This window comes from Pseudomonas sp. P9_35 (assembly GCF_034008205.1).
GTDB classification, from domain to species: domain Bacteria; phylum Pseudomonadota; class Gammaproteobacteria; order Pseudomonadales; family Pseudomonadaceae; genus Aquipseudomonas; species Aquipseudomonas kilonensis.
Window position 1 is genome coordinate 5905677 of the sequence record NZ_CP125373.1, and the last position, 14927, is coordinate 5920603.

At 56.8% G+C, this 14927-nt stretch carries 23 protein-coding genes; 1 reads left to right on the forward strand and 22 read right to left on the reverse strand.

Annotated features, from left to right (window positions below; genetic code table 11):
* The first annotated feature begins 41 nt into the window (after positions 1 to 41).
* On the forward strand, positions 42 to 2876 hold the full coding sequence (gene uvrA / locus QMK47_RS26265; RefSeq protein ID WP_253469856.1) for an excinuclease ABC subunit UvrA: 2835 nt from the start codon (positions 42 to 44) through the stop codon (positions 2874 to 2876).
* Between the two features lie 174 nt (positions 2877 to 3050).
* Here the strand turns inward: uvrA and bfr are convergent, their stop codons facing one another.
* The 22 genes from bfr to rplP form a co-directional block, all read right to left on the reverse strand.
* Complete coding sequence (bfr, locus tag QMK47_RS26270) at positions 3051 to 3515, reverse strand: bacterioferritin (RefSeq protein ID WP_014340470.1); 465 nt, start codon at positions 3513 to 3515, stop codon at positions 3051 to 3053.
* A 158-nt stretch (positions 3516 to 3673) separates the two neighbouring features.
* Entirely contained in the window at positions 3674 to 5122 is a 1449-nt protein-coding gene (locus tag QMK47_RS26275) for a catalase (RefSeq protein ID WP_253469859.1), read from the reverse strand.
* Positions 5123 to 5347: 225 nt separating this feature from the next.
* Entirely contained in the window at positions 5348 to 5734 is a 387-nt protein-coding gene (gene rplQ, locus QMK47_RS26280) for a 50S ribosomal protein L17 (protein WP_003186009.1), read from the reverse strand.
* 42 nt (positions 5735 to 5776) lie between these two features.
* Entirely contained in the window at positions 5777 to 6778 is a 1002-nt protein-coding gene (locus tag QMK47_RS26285) for a DNA-directed RNA polymerase subunit alpha (protein ID WP_003186012.1), read from the reverse strand.
* 22 nt (positions 6779 to 6800) lie between these two features.
* The gene (rpsD, locus tag QMK47_RS26290; RefSeq protein WP_003176404.1) at positions 6801 to 7421 is read right to left on the reverse strand and encodes a 30S ribosomal protein S4; all 621 of its coding nucleotides are present in this window, start codon (positions 7419 to 7421) and stop codon (positions 6801 to 6803) included.
* Between the two features lie 18 nt (positions 7422 to 7439).
* On the reverse strand, positions 7440 to 7829 hold the full coding sequence (gene rpsK / locus QMK47_RS26295) for a 30S ribosomal protein S11 (RefSeq protein ID WP_002555466.1): 390 nt from the start codon (positions 7827 to 7829) through the stop codon (positions 7440 to 7442).
* A 30-nt stretch (positions 7830 to 7859) separates the two neighbouring features.
* Complete coding sequence (rpsM, locus tag QMK47_RS26300; RefSeq protein ID WP_003186020.1) at positions 7860 to 8216, reverse strand: 30S ribosomal protein S13; 357 nt, start codon at positions 8214 to 8216, stop codon at positions 7860 to 7862.
* A 130-nt stretch (positions 8217 to 8346) separates the two neighbouring features.
* On the reverse strand, positions 8347 to 8463 hold the full coding sequence (gene rpmJ, locus QMK47_RS26305) for a 50S ribosomal protein L36 (protein WP_002555468.1): 117 nt from the start codon (positions 8461 to 8463) through the stop codon (positions 8347 to 8349).
* 30 nt (positions 8464 to 8493) lie between these two features.
* Positions 8494 to 9822, reverse strand: a complete 1329-nt coding sequence (secY, locus tag QMK47_RS26310) for a preprotein translocase subunit SecY (RefSeq protein ID WP_003186029.1) — start codon at positions 9820 to 9822, stop codon at positions 8494 to 8496.
* A complete protein-coding gene (gene rplO / locus QMK47_RS26315; protein WP_063324140.1) occupies positions 9823 to 10260 on the reverse strand; it encodes a 50S ribosomal protein L15 in 438 nt (145 codons plus the stop codon). It abuts the gene before it with no gap.
* A gap of 3 nt (positions 10261 to 10263) precedes the next feature.
* Positions 10264 to 10440, reverse strand: coding sequence for a 50S ribosomal protein L30 (gene rpmD, locus QMK47_RS26320; RefSeq protein WP_003186033.1), 177 nt, complete (start codon positions 10438 to 10440; stop codon positions 10264 to 10266).
* Positions 10441 to 10442: 2 nt separating this feature from the next.
* Positions 10443 to 10943: a 30S ribosomal protein S5 gene (gene rpsE / locus QMK47_RS26325; RefSeq protein ID WP_003186035.1), complete on the reverse strand. Its 501-nt coding sequence runs from the start codon at positions 10941 to 10943 to the stop codon at positions 10443 to 10445.
* 3 nt (positions 10944 to 10946) lie between these two features.
* Entirely contained in the window at positions 10947 to 11297 is a 351-nt protein-coding gene (gene rplR, locus QMK47_RS26330) for a 50S ribosomal protein L18 (protein WP_003186037.1), read from the reverse strand.
* 10 nt (positions 11298 to 11307) lie between these two features.
* Positions 11308 to 11841: a 50S ribosomal protein L6 gene (rplF, locus tag QMK47_RS26335; protein ID WP_003186039.1), complete on the reverse strand. Its 534-nt coding sequence runs from the start codon at positions 11839 to 11841 to the stop codon at positions 11308 to 11310.
* Positions 11842 to 11853: 12 nt separating this feature from the next.
* A complete protein-coding gene (gene rpsH, locus QMK47_RS26340) occupies positions 11854 to 12246 on the reverse strand; it encodes a 30S ribosomal protein S8 (RefSeq protein WP_003186040.1) in 393 nt (130 codons plus the stop codon).
* A gap of 210 nt (positions 12247 to 12456) precedes the next feature.
* Entirely contained in the window at positions 12457 to 12762 is a 306-nt protein-coding gene (gene rpsN / locus QMK47_RS26345) for a 30S ribosomal protein S14 (protein ID WP_003186042.1), read from the reverse strand.
* Positions 12763 to 12775: 13 nt separating this feature from the next.
* The gene (gene rplE / locus QMK47_RS26350; RefSeq protein WP_003186044.1) at positions 12776 to 13315 is read right to left on the reverse strand and encodes a 50S ribosomal protein L5; all 540 of its coding nucleotides are present in this window, start codon (positions 13313 to 13315) and stop codon (positions 12776 to 12778) included.
* A 20-nt stretch (positions 13316 to 13335) separates the two neighbouring features.
* A complete protein-coding gene (rplX, locus tag QMK47_RS26355) occupies positions 13336 to 13650 on the reverse strand; it encodes a 50S ribosomal protein L24 (protein ID WP_007896770.1) in 315 nt (104 codons plus the stop codon).
* 11 nt (positions 13651 to 13661) lie between these two features.
* Complete coding sequence (gene rplN, locus QMK47_RS26360; protein WP_002555479.1) at positions 13662 to 14030, reverse strand: 50S ribosomal protein L14; 369 nt, start codon at positions 14028 to 14030, stop codon at positions 13662 to 13664.
* Positions 14031 to 14053: 23 nt separating this feature from the next.
* Positions 14054 to 14320, reverse strand: coding sequence for a 30S ribosomal protein S17 (rpsQ, locus tag QMK47_RS26365; protein WP_003176419.1), 267 nt, complete (start codon positions 14318 to 14320; stop codon positions 14054 to 14056).
* A gap of 2 nt (positions 14321 to 14322) precedes the next feature.
* Positions 14323 to 14514: a 50S ribosomal protein L29 gene (rpmC, locus tag QMK47_RS26370; protein WP_002555481.1), complete on the reverse strand. Its 192-nt coding sequence runs from the start codon at positions 14512 to 14514 to the stop codon at positions 14323 to 14325.
* Entirely contained in the window at positions 14514 to 14927 is a 414-nt protein-coding gene (gene rplP, locus QMK47_RS26375) for a 50S ribosomal protein L16 (protein ID WP_003186052.1), read from the reverse strand. Before rplP ends, rpmC begins: the two co-directional genes overlap by 1 nt.

Sequence of the window (14927 nt, forward strand, 5' to 3'; positions counted from 1 at the left end):
GTATACTCCTACGTTTTCGACGCCCGCCGAGCGAGGCCACTTTGGACAAGATCCTGATTCGTGGGGCCCGTACCCACAACCTGAAGAACATCGACCTGACCCTGCCACGGGACAAGCTGATCGTCATCACCGGCCTGTCCGGATCCGGCAAATCATCCCTGGCCTTCGACACGTTGTACGCTGAAGGCCAGCGACGCTATGTCGAATCGCTGTCGGCCTACGCCCGGCAGTTCCTGTCGATGATGGAAAAACCCGACGTCGACACCATCGAAGGCCTGTCGCCGGCCATTTCCATCGAACAGAAGTCGACCTCCCATAACCCCCGGTCGACGGTCGGCACCATCACCGAGATCTACGACTACCTGCGCTTGCTGTATGCGCGGGTCGGTATTCCCCGTTGCCCCGATCACGACATTCCCCTGGAAGCCCAGACCGTCAGCCAGATGGTCGACCTGGTGCTGGCCCAGCCGGAAGGCAGCAAGCTGATGCTGCTGGCGCCAGTGATTCGCGAGCGCAAGGGCGAACACCTGATGGTTTTCGAAGAACTGCGCGCCCAGGGCTTCGTGCGGGCCCGGGTCAACGGCAAGCTGTGCGAACTGGACGAATTGCCGAAGCTGGATAAACAGAAGAAGCATTCGATCGATGTGGTGGTCGACCGCTTCAAGGTCCGGGCCGACCTGCAACAGCGGCTGGCCGAGTCCTTCGAGACGGCGCTGAAACTGGCCGACGGCATCGCCCTGGTCGCACCGATGGACGACGAGCCTGGCGAGGAAATCATTTTCTCCGCGCGCTTCGCCTGCCCGATCTGCGGCCACGCCATCAGCGAGCTGGAACCCAAGCTGTTTTCCTTCAACAACCCAGCTGGCGCCTGCCCAACCTGCGACGGCCTGGGGGTCAAACAGTTCTTCGACACCAAGCGGCTGGTCAATGGCGAGCTGACCCTGGCCGAAGGCGCGATTCGCGGCTGGGACAGGCGCAACGTCTATTACTTCCAGATGCTCGGTTCGCTGGCGGCCCATTACAAGTTCAGCCTGGACAAGCCGTTCAACGAGCTGCCCGCCGACCAGCAGAAATTCATCCTGCAGGGCAGCGGCTCGCAGAATGTCGACTTCAAATACCTCAACGACCGTGGCGATATCGTCAAGCGCTCCCACCCGTTCGAAGGCATCGTGCCGAACCTGGAGCGACGCTACCGCGAGACCGAATCGGCCAGCGTGCGCGAAGAACTGGCCAAGTTCCTCAGCACCCAGCCCTGCCCGGATTGCCGTGGCACCCGTCTGCGTCGCGAAGCGCGGCATGTGTGGGTCGGCGAGAAGACCCTACCGGCGGTGACCAACCTGCCGATTGGCGACGCCACCGAGTATTTCGGCGGCTTGAAGCTCACCGGTCGTCGGGGCGAAATCGCTGACAAGATCCTCAAGGAAATCCGCGAGCGCCTGCAGTTCCTGGTGAACGTCGGCCTGGATTACCTGACCCTCGATCGCAGCGCCGACACCCTGTCCGGCGGCGAAGCCCAGCGTATCCGCCTCGCCAGCCAGATCGGCGCCGGCCTGGTGGGGGTGATGTACATCCTCGACGAGCCGTCCATCGGCCTGCACCAACGGGATAACGACCGACTGCTCGGAACTCTGAAGCACCTGCGGGACATCGGCAACACGGTGATCGTGGTCGAGCACGACGAGGACGCCATTCGCCTGGCCGACTACGTCGTGGACATCGGCCCGGGCGCGGGCGTGCATGGCGGGCATATCGTCGCCCAGGGCACCGCCGCCGAAGTCATGGCGCACCCTGACTCGCTGACGGGCAAATACCTGTCGGGCCGGGTCAAGATCAAGGTCCCGGCCAAACGTACGCCGCGCAACAAGAAGTTGTCGCTGACACTCAAGGGTGCTCGCGGCAACAACTTGCGCAACGTCGACCTGGAAATCCCGATCGGCCTGCTGACCTGCGTTACCGGTGTGTCCGGCTCCGGCAAGTCGACGCTGATCAACAACACCCTGTTCCCCCTCAGCGCCACGGCCCTGAACGGCGCCACCACCCTGGAAGCGGCCGCCCACGACAGCATCAAGGGCCTGGAGCACCTGGACAAGGTGGTCGACATCGACCAGAGCCCGATTGGCCGTACCCCGCGCTCCAACCCGGCGACCTATACCGGGTTGTTCACACCGATCCGTGAACTGTTCGCCGGCGTGCCGGAGTCCCGTTCGCGTGGCTACGGCCCGGGGCGTTTCTCGTTCAACGTCAAGGGCGGGCGCTGCGAAGCCTGCCAGGGCGATGGCCTGATCAAGGTGGAAATGCACTTCCTGCCAGACATCTACGTGCCGTGCGATGTGTGCAAGAGCAAGCGCTACAACCGCGAGACCCTGGAGATCAAGTACAAGGGCAAGAACATCCACGAAACCCTCGAGATGACCATCGAGGAGGCCAGGGTGTTCTTCGACGCGGTGCCGGCCCTGGCGCGCAAGCTCCAGACGCTGATGGATGTCGGCCTGTCGTATATCAAGCTGGGGCAGTCGGCGACGACGTTGTCCGGCGGTGAAGCCCAGCGGGTCAAGTTGTCCCGCGAGCTGTCCAAGCGCGACACCGGCAAGACCCTGTATATCCTCGACGAGCCGACCACAGGCCTGCACTTCGCCGATATCCAGCAATTGCTCGACGTGCTGCACCGCCTTCGCGACCACGGCAACACCGTAGTGGTGATCGAACACAACCTGGACGTGATCAAGACCGCTGACTGGCTGGTGGACCTGGGGCCGGAAGGCGGCTCCAAGGGTGGCCAGATCATCGCCGTAGGGACGCCGGAACAAGTGGCCGAGATGAAGCAGTCCTACACCGGCTACTACCTCAAGCCGCTGCTGGAACGTGATCGGGACTGATTTCACCCGAGCACGAAAAAGCCCCTGTCATCTCATCGATGGCAGGGGCTTTTTGTTGTTTCCCTGTGGGAGCGAGCTTGCTCGCGATCAGTATGTCAGCCACATTTCTGCTGACTGACCCACCGCTATCGTCGGATCGCCGCCCGGAGCAAGCTCGCTCCCGCAATCAATACATCAGAACTGCGATTGCAGGTAGTTCTCCAACCCGATCAACTTGATCAGACCCAACTGCTTCTCCAGCCAGTAGGTGTGGTCTTCTTCGGTGTCGTTGAGCTGGATCCGCAGGATCTCGCGGGTCACATAGTCGTTGTGCTGCTCGCAGAGCTCGATGCCTTTGCACAATGCAGCGCGGACTTTGTATTCCAGGCGCAGGTCGGCGGCGAGCATGTCGGGCACCGTGGTACCGACGTCGAGATCATCGGCGCGCATGCGTGGCGTGCCTTCGAGCATCAGGATCCGGCGCATCAGCGCATCGGCGTGCTGGGTCTCTTCTTCCATCTCGTGATTGATACGTTCGTAGAGCTCGGTAAAACCCCAATCCTCGTACATCCGCGAATGGATGAAATATTGATCACGGGCTGCCAGCTCGCCTGTCAGCAACGTGTTGAGGTAATCGATTACGTCTGGGTGACCTTGCATCGCCCTACATCTCCACAAGCTTTTAAAGGTTGTAGTTTGAACCAAGCTGACCGCAAGGTCACTGTCTCAACGCTACAAAAGCAAAGAAAATCCGAGAAAACCAGGTTAAATAACGCAAAAACCGCCCTAATGAGGGCGGTTCTGCTTCTCGTTTAGACTTAGTTAAGCGCTACACCCAAGGCTTTTGCGATGCCCTCTCCATAGGCAACATCGGCCTTGAAGAAATGCTGCAACTGACGGTCAACCACATCTGCCGACACGCCTCCCATTGCACCGGCGATGTTGCTGATCAACAGCGCCTTCTGCTCATCGCTCATCAAGCGGAACAGCGCACCGGCGTGGCTGTAGTAGTCGGTGTCTTCGCGATGATCGTAGCGGTCAGCCGCGCCACTGAGGGCCTGTGCTGGCTCTGCGTAACGTGGGGCTTGCTTCGGTGCTTCCACGTAGCTGTTAGGCTCGTAGTTCGGTGCCGCCCCGCCATTGCTGCCGAACGCCATGGCACCGTCGCGCTGGTAGGTATTGACCGGACTGCGCGGCGCATTCACCGGCAATTGCTGGTGATTGGTGCCCACACGGTAGCGGTGCGCATCAGCGTAGGCGAAGACACGGCCCTGCAGCATACGGTCCGGCGAGAGGCCAACCCCTGGCACCATGTTGCTAGGGCCAAACGCCGCTTGCTCGACTTCGGCAAAATAATTCAGCGGGTTACGGTTGAGCTCGAGCACACCGACTTCGATCAGCGGAAACTCTTTCTGCGACCAGGTCTTGGTGACGTCGAACGGATTCTCGTAATGGGCTGCGGCCTGGGCCTCGGTCATGACCTGGATGCAAACGCTCCATTTCGGGAAGTCACCGCGTTCGATGGCGCTGAACAAATCACGCTGGGCGTAATCCGGGTCGGTACCTGCCAGGCGTGCTGCCTCTGCCGGTGCGAGGTTCTTGATCCCTTGCTGGGTCTTGTAGTGCCACTTCACCCAGTGGCGCTCACCCTGTGCGTTGATCAGGCTGTAGGTGTGACTGCCGAAGCCGTGCATGTGGCGGTAGCCATCCGGAATACCGCGATCGGAAAACAGAATGGTGACCTGGTGCAACGCCTCAGGCGAATGTGACCAGAAATCCCACATCGCCTGGGCGCTTTTCAGGTTGCTTTGCGGCAGACGTTTCTGGGTGTGGATGAAATCTGGAAACTTCAACGGATCACGGATGAAAAATACCGGGGTGTTGTTGCCGACGATGTCCCAGTTGCCTTCCTCGGTGTAGAACTTCAGGGCGAACCCGCGCGGGTCGCGTTCAGTGTCGGCCGAACCACGCTCGCCACCCACGGTGGAGAACCGCAGGAAGGTGGGCGTCTGCTTGCCGATCGACTCGAACAACTTGGCGCTGGTGTACGGGGTAATGTCCTGGGTGACGGTGAATGTGCCGTAGGCGCCCGAGCCTTTGGCGTGCACACGGCGCTCAGGAATGTTCTCGCGATTGAAGTGAGCAAGCTTCTCGATCAGGTGGAAATCGTCGAGCAGCAGCGGGCCGCGCGGGCCGGCGGAGCGAGAGTTCTGGTTATCGGCGACAGGAGCGCCGCTGGCGGTCGTAAGCGTTTTGGTCTGGCTCATGCTCAATCTTCCTAGGTCGGTCTTCGAACTGCCGGCTAATCGGCTGGAAAGGAGTATTGATCATATTAATGACAGTATCCAAATTCATTAAATCATGGACATCGATAGTCATTATCTAACACTGAATACTTGCCAATAACCAAGCCGGTCGAAGCGGCTTGCCGGCTTTTTCCTTCAGGCAACAAAAAACCGGGCACAAGGCCCGGTTTTTTGTATGTTGCCGACTTACTCAGCGGATACAGCTTCACCGCTGGTAGCACGATCAACCAACTCGACGTACGCCATAGGCGCGTTGTCGCCAGCGCGGAAACCGCACTTGAGGATGCGCAGGTAGCCACCCTCACGGGTAGCGTAACGCTTGCCCAGGTCGTTGAAGAGCTTACCAACGATAGCTTTCGAACGAGTACGGTCGAAAGCCAGACGGCGGTTAGCCAGGCTATCTGTCTTGGCCAGAGTGATCAGCGGCTCAGCAACGCGACGCAGTTCTTTGGCTTTCGGCAGTGTAGTTTTGATCAGCTCGTGCTCGAACAGCGACACCGCCATGTTTTGGAACATGGCCTTGCGGTGCGAGCTGGTGCGGCTCAGGTGACGACCACTTTTACGATGACGCATGGTTCATTCCTTACCAAACACAACGTTCGGTGATTACGACGATCAGGCAGTCGCCTTGTCGTCCTTCTTAAGACTTGCAGGCGGCCAGTTGTCGAGGCGCATGCCGAGGGACAGACCGCGGGAGGCCAGAACGTCCTTGATTTCAGTCAAGGATTTCTTGCCAAGGTTCGGAGTCTTCAACAGCTCTACTTCGGTACGCTGAATCAGGTCGCCGATGTAGTAGATGTTTTCCGCCTTAAGGCAGTTAGCCGAACGTACAGTCAGTTCCAGATCGTCAACCGGGCGAAGCAGGATCGGATCGATCTCGTCTTCCTGCTCGACAACCACTGGCTCACTGTCACCTTTGAGGTCGACGAACGCAGCCAACTGCTGTTGCAGGATGGTTGCAGCACGGCGGATAGCCTCTTCAGGATCCAGGGTACCGTTGGTTTCCAGATCAATAACCAGCTTGTCCAGGTTGGTACGCTGTTCGACACGGGCGTTTTCCACCACGTATGCGATACGGCGAACTGGGCTGAACGAAGAGTCAAGCTGCAAGCGACCGATGCTGCGGCTTTCGTCTTCATCGCTCTGACGCGAGTCTGCCGGTTCATAACCACGACCACGAGCTACGGTGAGCTTCATGTTCAGGGCGCCGTTAGACGCCAGGTTAGCGATTACGTGATCGGGGTTAACGATCTCGACATCATGATCCAGCTGAATATCGGCAGCGGTAACCACCCCCGAACCCTTCTTCGACAAGGTCAGCGTAACTTCGTCACGACCGTGCAGCTTGATAGCCAGACCTTTAAGGTTCAACAGGATTTCAATTACGTCTTCCTGTACGCCTTCGATGGCGCTGTACTCGTGGAGCACACCGTCAATCTCGGCCTCGACTACTGCACAGCCGGGCATTGAGGACAACAGGATGCGGCGCAGCGCGTTGCCCAGGGTGTGGCCGAAACCACGCTCGAGAGGCTCGAGTGTGATCTTGGCGCGGGTTGGACTGACAACCTGCACATCAATATGGCGGGGTGTCAGGAACTCATTTACCGAAATCTGCATGGATGCACCTATTTTCTAGCCCTTACTTGGAGTAGAGCTCGACAATCAGGCTTTCGTTGATGTCGGCGGACAGATCACTGCGAGCAGGAACGTTCTTGAAAACGCCCGACTTCTTCTCAGTGTCTACTTCTACCCATTCTACGCGGCCACGTTGGGCACACAGATCGAGAGCTTGGACAATGCGAAGTTGGTTCTTTGCTTTCTCGCGAACAGCAACCACGTCACCAGCACGAACCTGGTAGGACGGAACGTTTACGGTCTGACCGTTAACGCTGATCGACTTGTGCGATACCAGCTGACGAGATTCGGCACGAGTAGAACCGAAACCCATACGGTATACAACGTTGTCCAGGCGGCATTCGAGCAGCTGCAACAGGTTTTCGCCGGTTGCGCCTTTCTTGCCAGCAGCTTCTTTGTAGTAGCCGCTGAATTGACGCTCGAGAACGCCGTAGATACGACGGACCTTCTGCTTTTCACGCAGTTGGGTGCCGTAGTCGGACTGGCGACCGCGGCGTTGGCCGTGGATACCAGGTGCTGCTTCAATGTTGCACTTCGATTCGATCGCGCGCACGCCGCTCTTCAGAAAAAGATCGGTGCCTTCGCGACGAGCGAGTTTGCATTTTGGACCAATGTAACGAGCCATTCTTTACAATCTCCTGGATTACACGCGGCGCTTCTTCGGCGGACGGCACCCGTTGTGCGGGATTGGCGTCACGTCGGTGATGCTGGCGATCTTGTAGCCACAGCCGTTCAAAGCGCGGACTGCGGATTCACGACCTGGACCTGGACCTTTGACGTTGACGTCGAGGTTTTTCAGGCCGTATTCCAGCGCAGCTTGACCAGCACGTTCAGCAGCTACTTGAGCAGCGAACGGGGTGGACTTGCGGGAACCGCGGAAACCCGAACCACCGGAGGTAGCCCAGGAAAGAGCGTTACCTTGACGGTCGGTAATGGTCACGATGGTGTTGTTAAAAGAAGCATGGATGTGGGCGATGCCATCAACCACTGTCTTTTTAACTTTTTTACGAGGACGAGCAGCAGGTTTTGCCATGATTAAATTCCTGTCGATTCGCTGGGGCGATTACTTGCGGATCGGCTTACGCGGACCTTTACGGGTACGCGCGTTGGTCTTGGTACGCTGACCGCGTACTGGCAGACCACGACGATGACGCAGACCGCGATAGCAACCGAGGTCCATCAAGCGCTTGATTTTCATGTTGATTTCGCGACGCAGGTCACCTTCAGTGGTGAACTTCGCCACTTCGCCACGCAGCTGTTCAATCTGCTCGTCGCTCAGATCTTTGATCTTTGCCGCTGGGTTTACCCCAGTCACTGCACAAATTTTCTGTGCAGTAGTGCGACCAACACCATAGATGTAGGTCAGCGAGATAACAGTATGCTTGTTATCTGGAATGTTGACGCCTGCAATACGGGCCATTCAGTGGGACTCCAATTGACAGCTACCTACGCCCCGGAAGCCAAGAAATAGGGCGCGAGATAATATCGCTGTAATAACAAATAATCAACCCGGCAGCGCACTAGCTGCCGGGCTTAAAGCACAATCACACTCAGCCTTGGCGCTGTTTGTGACGCGGTTCCGCGCTGCAAATTACCCGAACAACACCTTCGCGGCGAATAATCTTGCAGTTACGGCACAGCTTTTTCACCGATGCACGAACTTTCATCACCAACTCCTCGAACCTTATGGACGCTACTCAGCGCAACATGCCGCTGCCGTAGCCCTTCAGGTTGGCTTTCTTCATCAGGGATTCGTACTGGTGCGAAACGAGGTGCGATTGTACTTGGGACATGAAGTCCATCACAACCACGACCACGATCAGCAACGAGGTCCCGCCAAGGTAGAACGGTACGTTTGCCGCAACCACCAGGAACTGGGGCAACAGACAGACGGCCGTCATGTAAAGAGCACCGAACATGGTCAAGCGAGTCAGAACGCCATCAATGTAGCGCGCAGACTGCTCACCTGGACGGATGCCCGGAATAAAGGCACCGGACTTCTTCAGGTTTTCCGCTACGTCTTTCGGATTGAACATCAACGCCGTATAGAAGAAGCAGAAGAAAATAATCCCTGCACTAAACAGCAGAATATTCAACGGCTGACCAGGAGCGATCGACTGCGAGATGTCCTGCAACCAGCCCATACCTTCAGACTGGCCGAACCAGGCACCCAACGAAGCCGGGAACAGCAGGATGCTGCTCGCGAAAATAGCCGGAATTACGCCGGCCATGTTCACCTTCAACGGCAAGTGGCTGGTCTGCGCAGCAAATACCTTGCGGCCCTGCTGACGCTTGGCGTAGTGAACAGCAATACGACGCTGACCACGCTCAATGAACACCACGAAACCGATAATCGCTACTGCCAGCAGACCGATGGCAACCAGGGCGAAAATGTTGATATCACCCTGACGCGCAGACTCGAAAGACTGCCCGATCGCTCTCGGAAGACCGGCGACGATACCTGCGAAGATCAACATCGAGATACCGTTGCCAACACCACGCTCAGTAATCTGCTCACCCAGCCACATCATGAACATCGCGCCCGCCACAAAAGTGGTTACCGCAACGAAATGAAAGCTGAAGTCAGCAGTGAACGAAACGCCCTGCCCCGCCAAGCCGATGGACATGCCAATGGCTTGAACGAGAGCGAGGACGACAGTGCCGTAGCGGGTGTACTGGCTGATCTTGCGACGGCCAGCTTCACCTTCCTTCTTCAACTGCTCCAGCTGCGGGCTAACGGCGCTCATCAATTGCATGATGATCGATGCCGAAATGTACGGCATGATCCCCAGTGCAAAGATGCTCATCCGCTCCAGCGCGCCGCCGGAAAACATGTTGAACAAGCTAAGAATGGTCCCCTCATTCTGTCGAAACAGGTCCGCGAGTCGGTCCGGGTTGATACCTGGAACCGGGATGTGTGCGCCTATTCGGTAGACGATAATCGCCAGGAACAGAAAACGCAGACGAGCCCAGAGTTCAGACATACCGCCTTTGCCGAGCGCAGAGAGAGCACCTTGCTTAGCCATTTATTCCTCGAACTTGCCGCCAGCTGCTTCGATAGCCGCACGCGCACCTTTGGTGGCGCCGATTCCCTTTCCGATGGTGACAGCACGAGCAACTTCGCCCGACAGCATGATTTTCACACGCTGAACGTTCTGGTTGATCACGTTGGCATCCTTCAGGGACTGCACGGTGACGATGTCGCCTTCCACTTTGGCCAGCTCGGACAGACGCACTTCTGCGCGGTCCATGGCTTTCAGGGAAACGAAACCGAACTTCGGCAGGCGACGATGCAGCGGCTGTTGACCGCCTTCAAAGCCTGGAGCAATGGTGCCACCGGAGCGGGAGGTCTGACCTTTGTGGCCACGGCCACCGGTCTTGCCCAAACCACTACCGATACCACGGCCCGGACGATGCTTTTCGCGACGGGAACCCGGCGCTGGACTCAGATCATTGAGTTTCATCGATTAACCCTCGACACGCAGCATGTAGTAAGCCTTGTTGATCATCCCGCGATTCTCGGGAGTATCCAGGACTTCTACAGTGTGACCGATGCGACGCAGACCCAGACCCTTAACGCACAGTTTGTGGTTAGGGATGCGGCCGGTCATGCTTTTGATCAGCGTAACTTTTACGGTAGCCATGATCAGAAGATCTCCTTGACGCTTTTGCCACGCTTGGCGGCAATGGATTCAGGAGACTGCATTGCTTTCAAACCCTTGAAAGTGGCGTGAACCACGTTTACTGGGTTAGTCGAGCCGTAGCACTTGGCCAGAACGTTCTGAACGCCAGCAACTTCGAGGACAGCACGCATAGCGCCGCCAGCGATGATACCGGTACCTTCAGAAGCAGGCTGCATGTACACCTTCGAAGCGCCATGGGCAGACTTCATTGCGTACTGCAGAGTGGTGCCGTTCAGATCAACCTGGATCATGTTGCGGCGAGCAGCTTCCATTGCCTTCTGGATCGCAGCAGGCACTTCACGCGACTTGCCACGGCCGAAGCCAACACGGCCTTTACCATCACCCACTACGGTCAACGCAGTGAAAGTGAAGATACGGCCGCCTTTAACGGTTTTGGCTACGCGGTTAACTTGAACCAGCTTCTCGATGTAGCCTTCGTCGCGCTTTTGGTCGTTATTTGACATAACTTAGAACTCCAGCCCAGCTTCACGAGCAGCATCAGCCAGCGCCTTGACGCGACCGTGGTACTTGAAGCCAGAGCGGTCGAAAGCCACCTGCGAGACGCCAGCGGCTTTTGCACGCGTAGCGACCAGCTGGCCAACCTTAGTGGCCGCGTCGATGTTGCCAGTGGCGCCATCACGCAGTTCTTTATCCAAAGTCGAGGCACTTGCCAGGACTTTGTTGCCGTCGGCCGAAATGACCTGGGCGTAGATGTGCTGCGACGAGCGGAACACGCAGAGACGCACGACTTCGAGTTCGTGCATTTTCAGGCGTGCTTTGCGAGCGCGACGCAGTCGAGTAACTTTTTTGTCGGTCATTTGCTATGCCCTACTTCTTCTTGGCTTCTTTACGACGGACGACTTCGTCCGCGTAGCGCACACCTTTGCCTTTGTACGGCTCTGGTGGACGGAAGTCGCGGATCTCGGCGGCCACTTGACCTACCAGCTGCTTGTCGATGCCCTTGATCAGGATATCGGTCTGGCTAGGAGTCTCAGCGGTGATGCCTTCCGGCAGTTCATAATCCACTGGGTGCGAGAAGCCAAGAGCCAGGTTCAGCACTGTGCCTTTTGCTTGCGCTTTGTAACCAACACCGACCAGCTGGAGCTTGCGCTCGAAGCCTTGGCTTACGCCTTGGACCATGTTGTTTACCAACGCACGAGTGGTACCAGCCATTGCGCGAGTCTGTTGATCGCCATTGCGAGCAGCAAAACGCAGCTCACCAGCTTCTTCAACGATCTCAACGGACGAATGGATGTTCAGTTGCAGAGTGCCCTTGGCACCCTTCACCGAAAGCTGTTGGCCTGCGAATTTGACTTCGACACCGGCTGGCAGCTTAACGGGGTTCTTAGCGACGCGTGACATGCTTATCCCCCCTTAGAACACAGTGCAAAGAACTTCGCCGCCGACACCGGCAGCGCGCGCAGCACGATCCGTCATCACACCTTTGTTGGTGGAGACGATAGACACACCGAGACCGCCACGAACTTTTGGCAGATCATCGACGGACTTGTACTGACGCAGGCCTGGACGGCTAACGCGCTTCACTTCCTCGATGACCGGACGGCCTTCGAAGTACTTCAGCTCGATGGACAGCAGAGGCTTGATTTCGCTGCTGATCTGATAACCCGCAATGTAACCTTCGTCCTTCAGGACTTTGGCAACAGCTACCTTCAAAGTAGAAGATGGCATGCTTACGACGGACTTTTCAGCCATCTGGGCATTACGGATACGAGTTAGCATGTCCGCTAACGGGTCCTGCATACTCATGGGCTAGACGCTCCTAATACACAAAAAATTAGCCTTTCGGCTAGTACGTGTCGCCGAGCTCATCCGTGCAATAAAAACACGGGCTCAGGCGAGCCGGGTATTCTAGACACACCCCACAAATGAATCAAGCCCCAAAAGGGGCTTGATTCAAGTTCAAGGCCACCGACGGTCAGGATCTTGCGATCCCGAACGCCGCGACTTTGACAGTGCTTACCAGCTGGCTTTAACCAGACCTGGAACGTCACCACGCATTGCAGCTTGACGCAGCATGTTACGGCCAAGGCCGAACTTGCGGTACACGCCGTGCGGACGACCAGTCAGGCGGCAGCGGTTACGCATGCGCGAGGCGCTTGCGTCACGTGGCTGCTTCTGCAGGGCTACGGTAGCTTCCCAACGCGCTTCTGGACTTGCGTTCAGATCAACGATGATAGCTTTCAGCGCTGCACGCTTGGTGGCGTACTTGGCAACGGTGAGCTGACGCTTCAGCTCACGGTTCTTCATGCTCTTCTTGGCCATTTTCCTACTCCAATCAGTTGCGGAACGGGAATTTGAAAGCGCGCAGCAGTGCGCGACCTTCGTCATCCGTCCGAGCAGTGGTGGTCAGGGTAATGTCCAGACCGCGGAGAGCGTCGATCTTGTCGTAATCGATTTCCGGGAAAATGATCTGCTCTTTAACGCCCATGCTGTAGTTACCACGACCATCGAAGGACTTGGCATTCAGGCCGCGGAAGTCGCGAACCCGAGGCAGGGAGATCGACAGCAGACGATCCAGGAACTCGTACATACGCTCACGGCGCAGGGTCACTTTGACGCCGATCGGCCAACCTTCACGGACTTTAAAGCCAGCGATGGATTTCCGAGCGTAAGTCACAACGACTTTCTGACCGGTGATCTTTTCCAGGTCGGCAACAGCGTGCTCGATGACTTTTTTGTCGCCGATCGCTTCGCCCAGACCCATGTTCAGGGTGATTTTGGTAACGCGCGGAACTTCCATCACGTTCGAAAGCTTAAGTTCTTCCTTAAGTTTCGGTGCGATTTCCTTCCGGTAAATCTCTTTTAGTCGTGCCATGGTCTTCTACCTAGCAGTGTTCAAGCATCAACCGCTTTTTGGGTCGACTTGAAGACACGAATTTTCTTACCGTCTTCTACTTTGAAACCAACGCGGTCAGCCTTGTTGGTTTCGCCGTTGAAGATGGCGACGTTGGAAGCGTGCAGTGGCGCTTCTTTCTCGACGATACCGCCTTGTACGCCCGACATCGGGTTTGGCTTGGTATGGCGCTTGACCAGGTTCAGACCACCAACGACCAGACGGTCATCAGCGAGAACCTTAAGCACCTTACCGCGCTTACCTTTGTCTTTGCCGGCGATCACGATGATCTCGTCGTCACGACGAATCTTTTGCATGTCGGATCTCCTTACAGCACTTCTGGGGCGAGCGAGACGATCTTCATGAACTTCTCAGTACGAAGTTCACGGGTCACTGGCCCAAAGATACGGGTGCCGATCGGCTCTTGCTTGTTGTTCAACAGAACAGCAGCGTTGCCATCAAAGCGGATAATGGAGCCATCAGCACGGCGAACACCGTGACGAGTGCGGACTACAACAGCAGTCATCACTTGGCCTTTTTTCACTTTACCGCGAGGAATTGCTTCCTTGACGGTAACCTTGATGATGTCACCGATACCAGCGTAACGACGATGGGAGCCACCCAGCACCTTGATGCACATAACGCGGCGAGCGCCGCTGTTATCGGCCACATCGAGCATGGATTGAGTCTGAATCATATAATTTCTCCGACCCCTAGTCCTTAGACTTCCACAGCGCGTTCGAGAACATCAACCAGCGCCCAAGACTTGGTCTTGGCCAAAGGACGAGTTTCACGAATAGTGACTTTGTCGCCGATGTGGCACTGATTGGTTTCGTCGTGCGCGTGCAGCTTAGTCGAACGCTTAACGTATTTACCGTAGATCGGGTGCTTAACGCGACGCTCGATCAGAACGGTGATGGTTTTGTCCATCTTGTCGCTGACAACACGGCCAGTCAGCGTACGGACAGTTTTTTCGGCTTCAGCCATGATTACTTACCTGCCTGCTGGTTGAGCACAGTTTTCACGCGAGCGATGTCACGCTTAACTTGCGAGAGCAGATGAGACTGCCCCAACTGGCCAGTTGCTTTCTGCATACGCAGATTGAACTGGTCGCGCAGCAGGCCGAGCAGTTGCTCGTTCAGCTGCTGTGCTGATTTTTCACGAAGTTCATTCGCTTTCATCACATCACCGTCCGTTTAACAAAGGAGGTGGCGAGCGGCAGCTTTGCAGCAGCCAGGGCGAAAGCCTCACGCGCCAGCTCTTCAGAAACACCCTCGATTTCATACAGGACTTTGCCTGGCTGAATCTGGGCAACCCAGTACTCCACGTTACCCTTACCTTTACCCATCCGAACTTCGAGTGGCTTCTTGGTGACAGGCTTGTCCGGGAATACACGGATCCAGATCTTGCCGCCACGTTTTACGTGACGGGTCAGAGCACGACGCGCTGACTCGATCTGACGAGCGGTGAGACGACCACGAGCAACAGACTTCAGCGCGAACTCGCCGAAGCTGACTTTGCTACCGCGCAATGCCAGGCCACGGTTGTGACCGGTCATCTGCTTGCGGAACTTCGTACGCTTTGGTTGCAACAT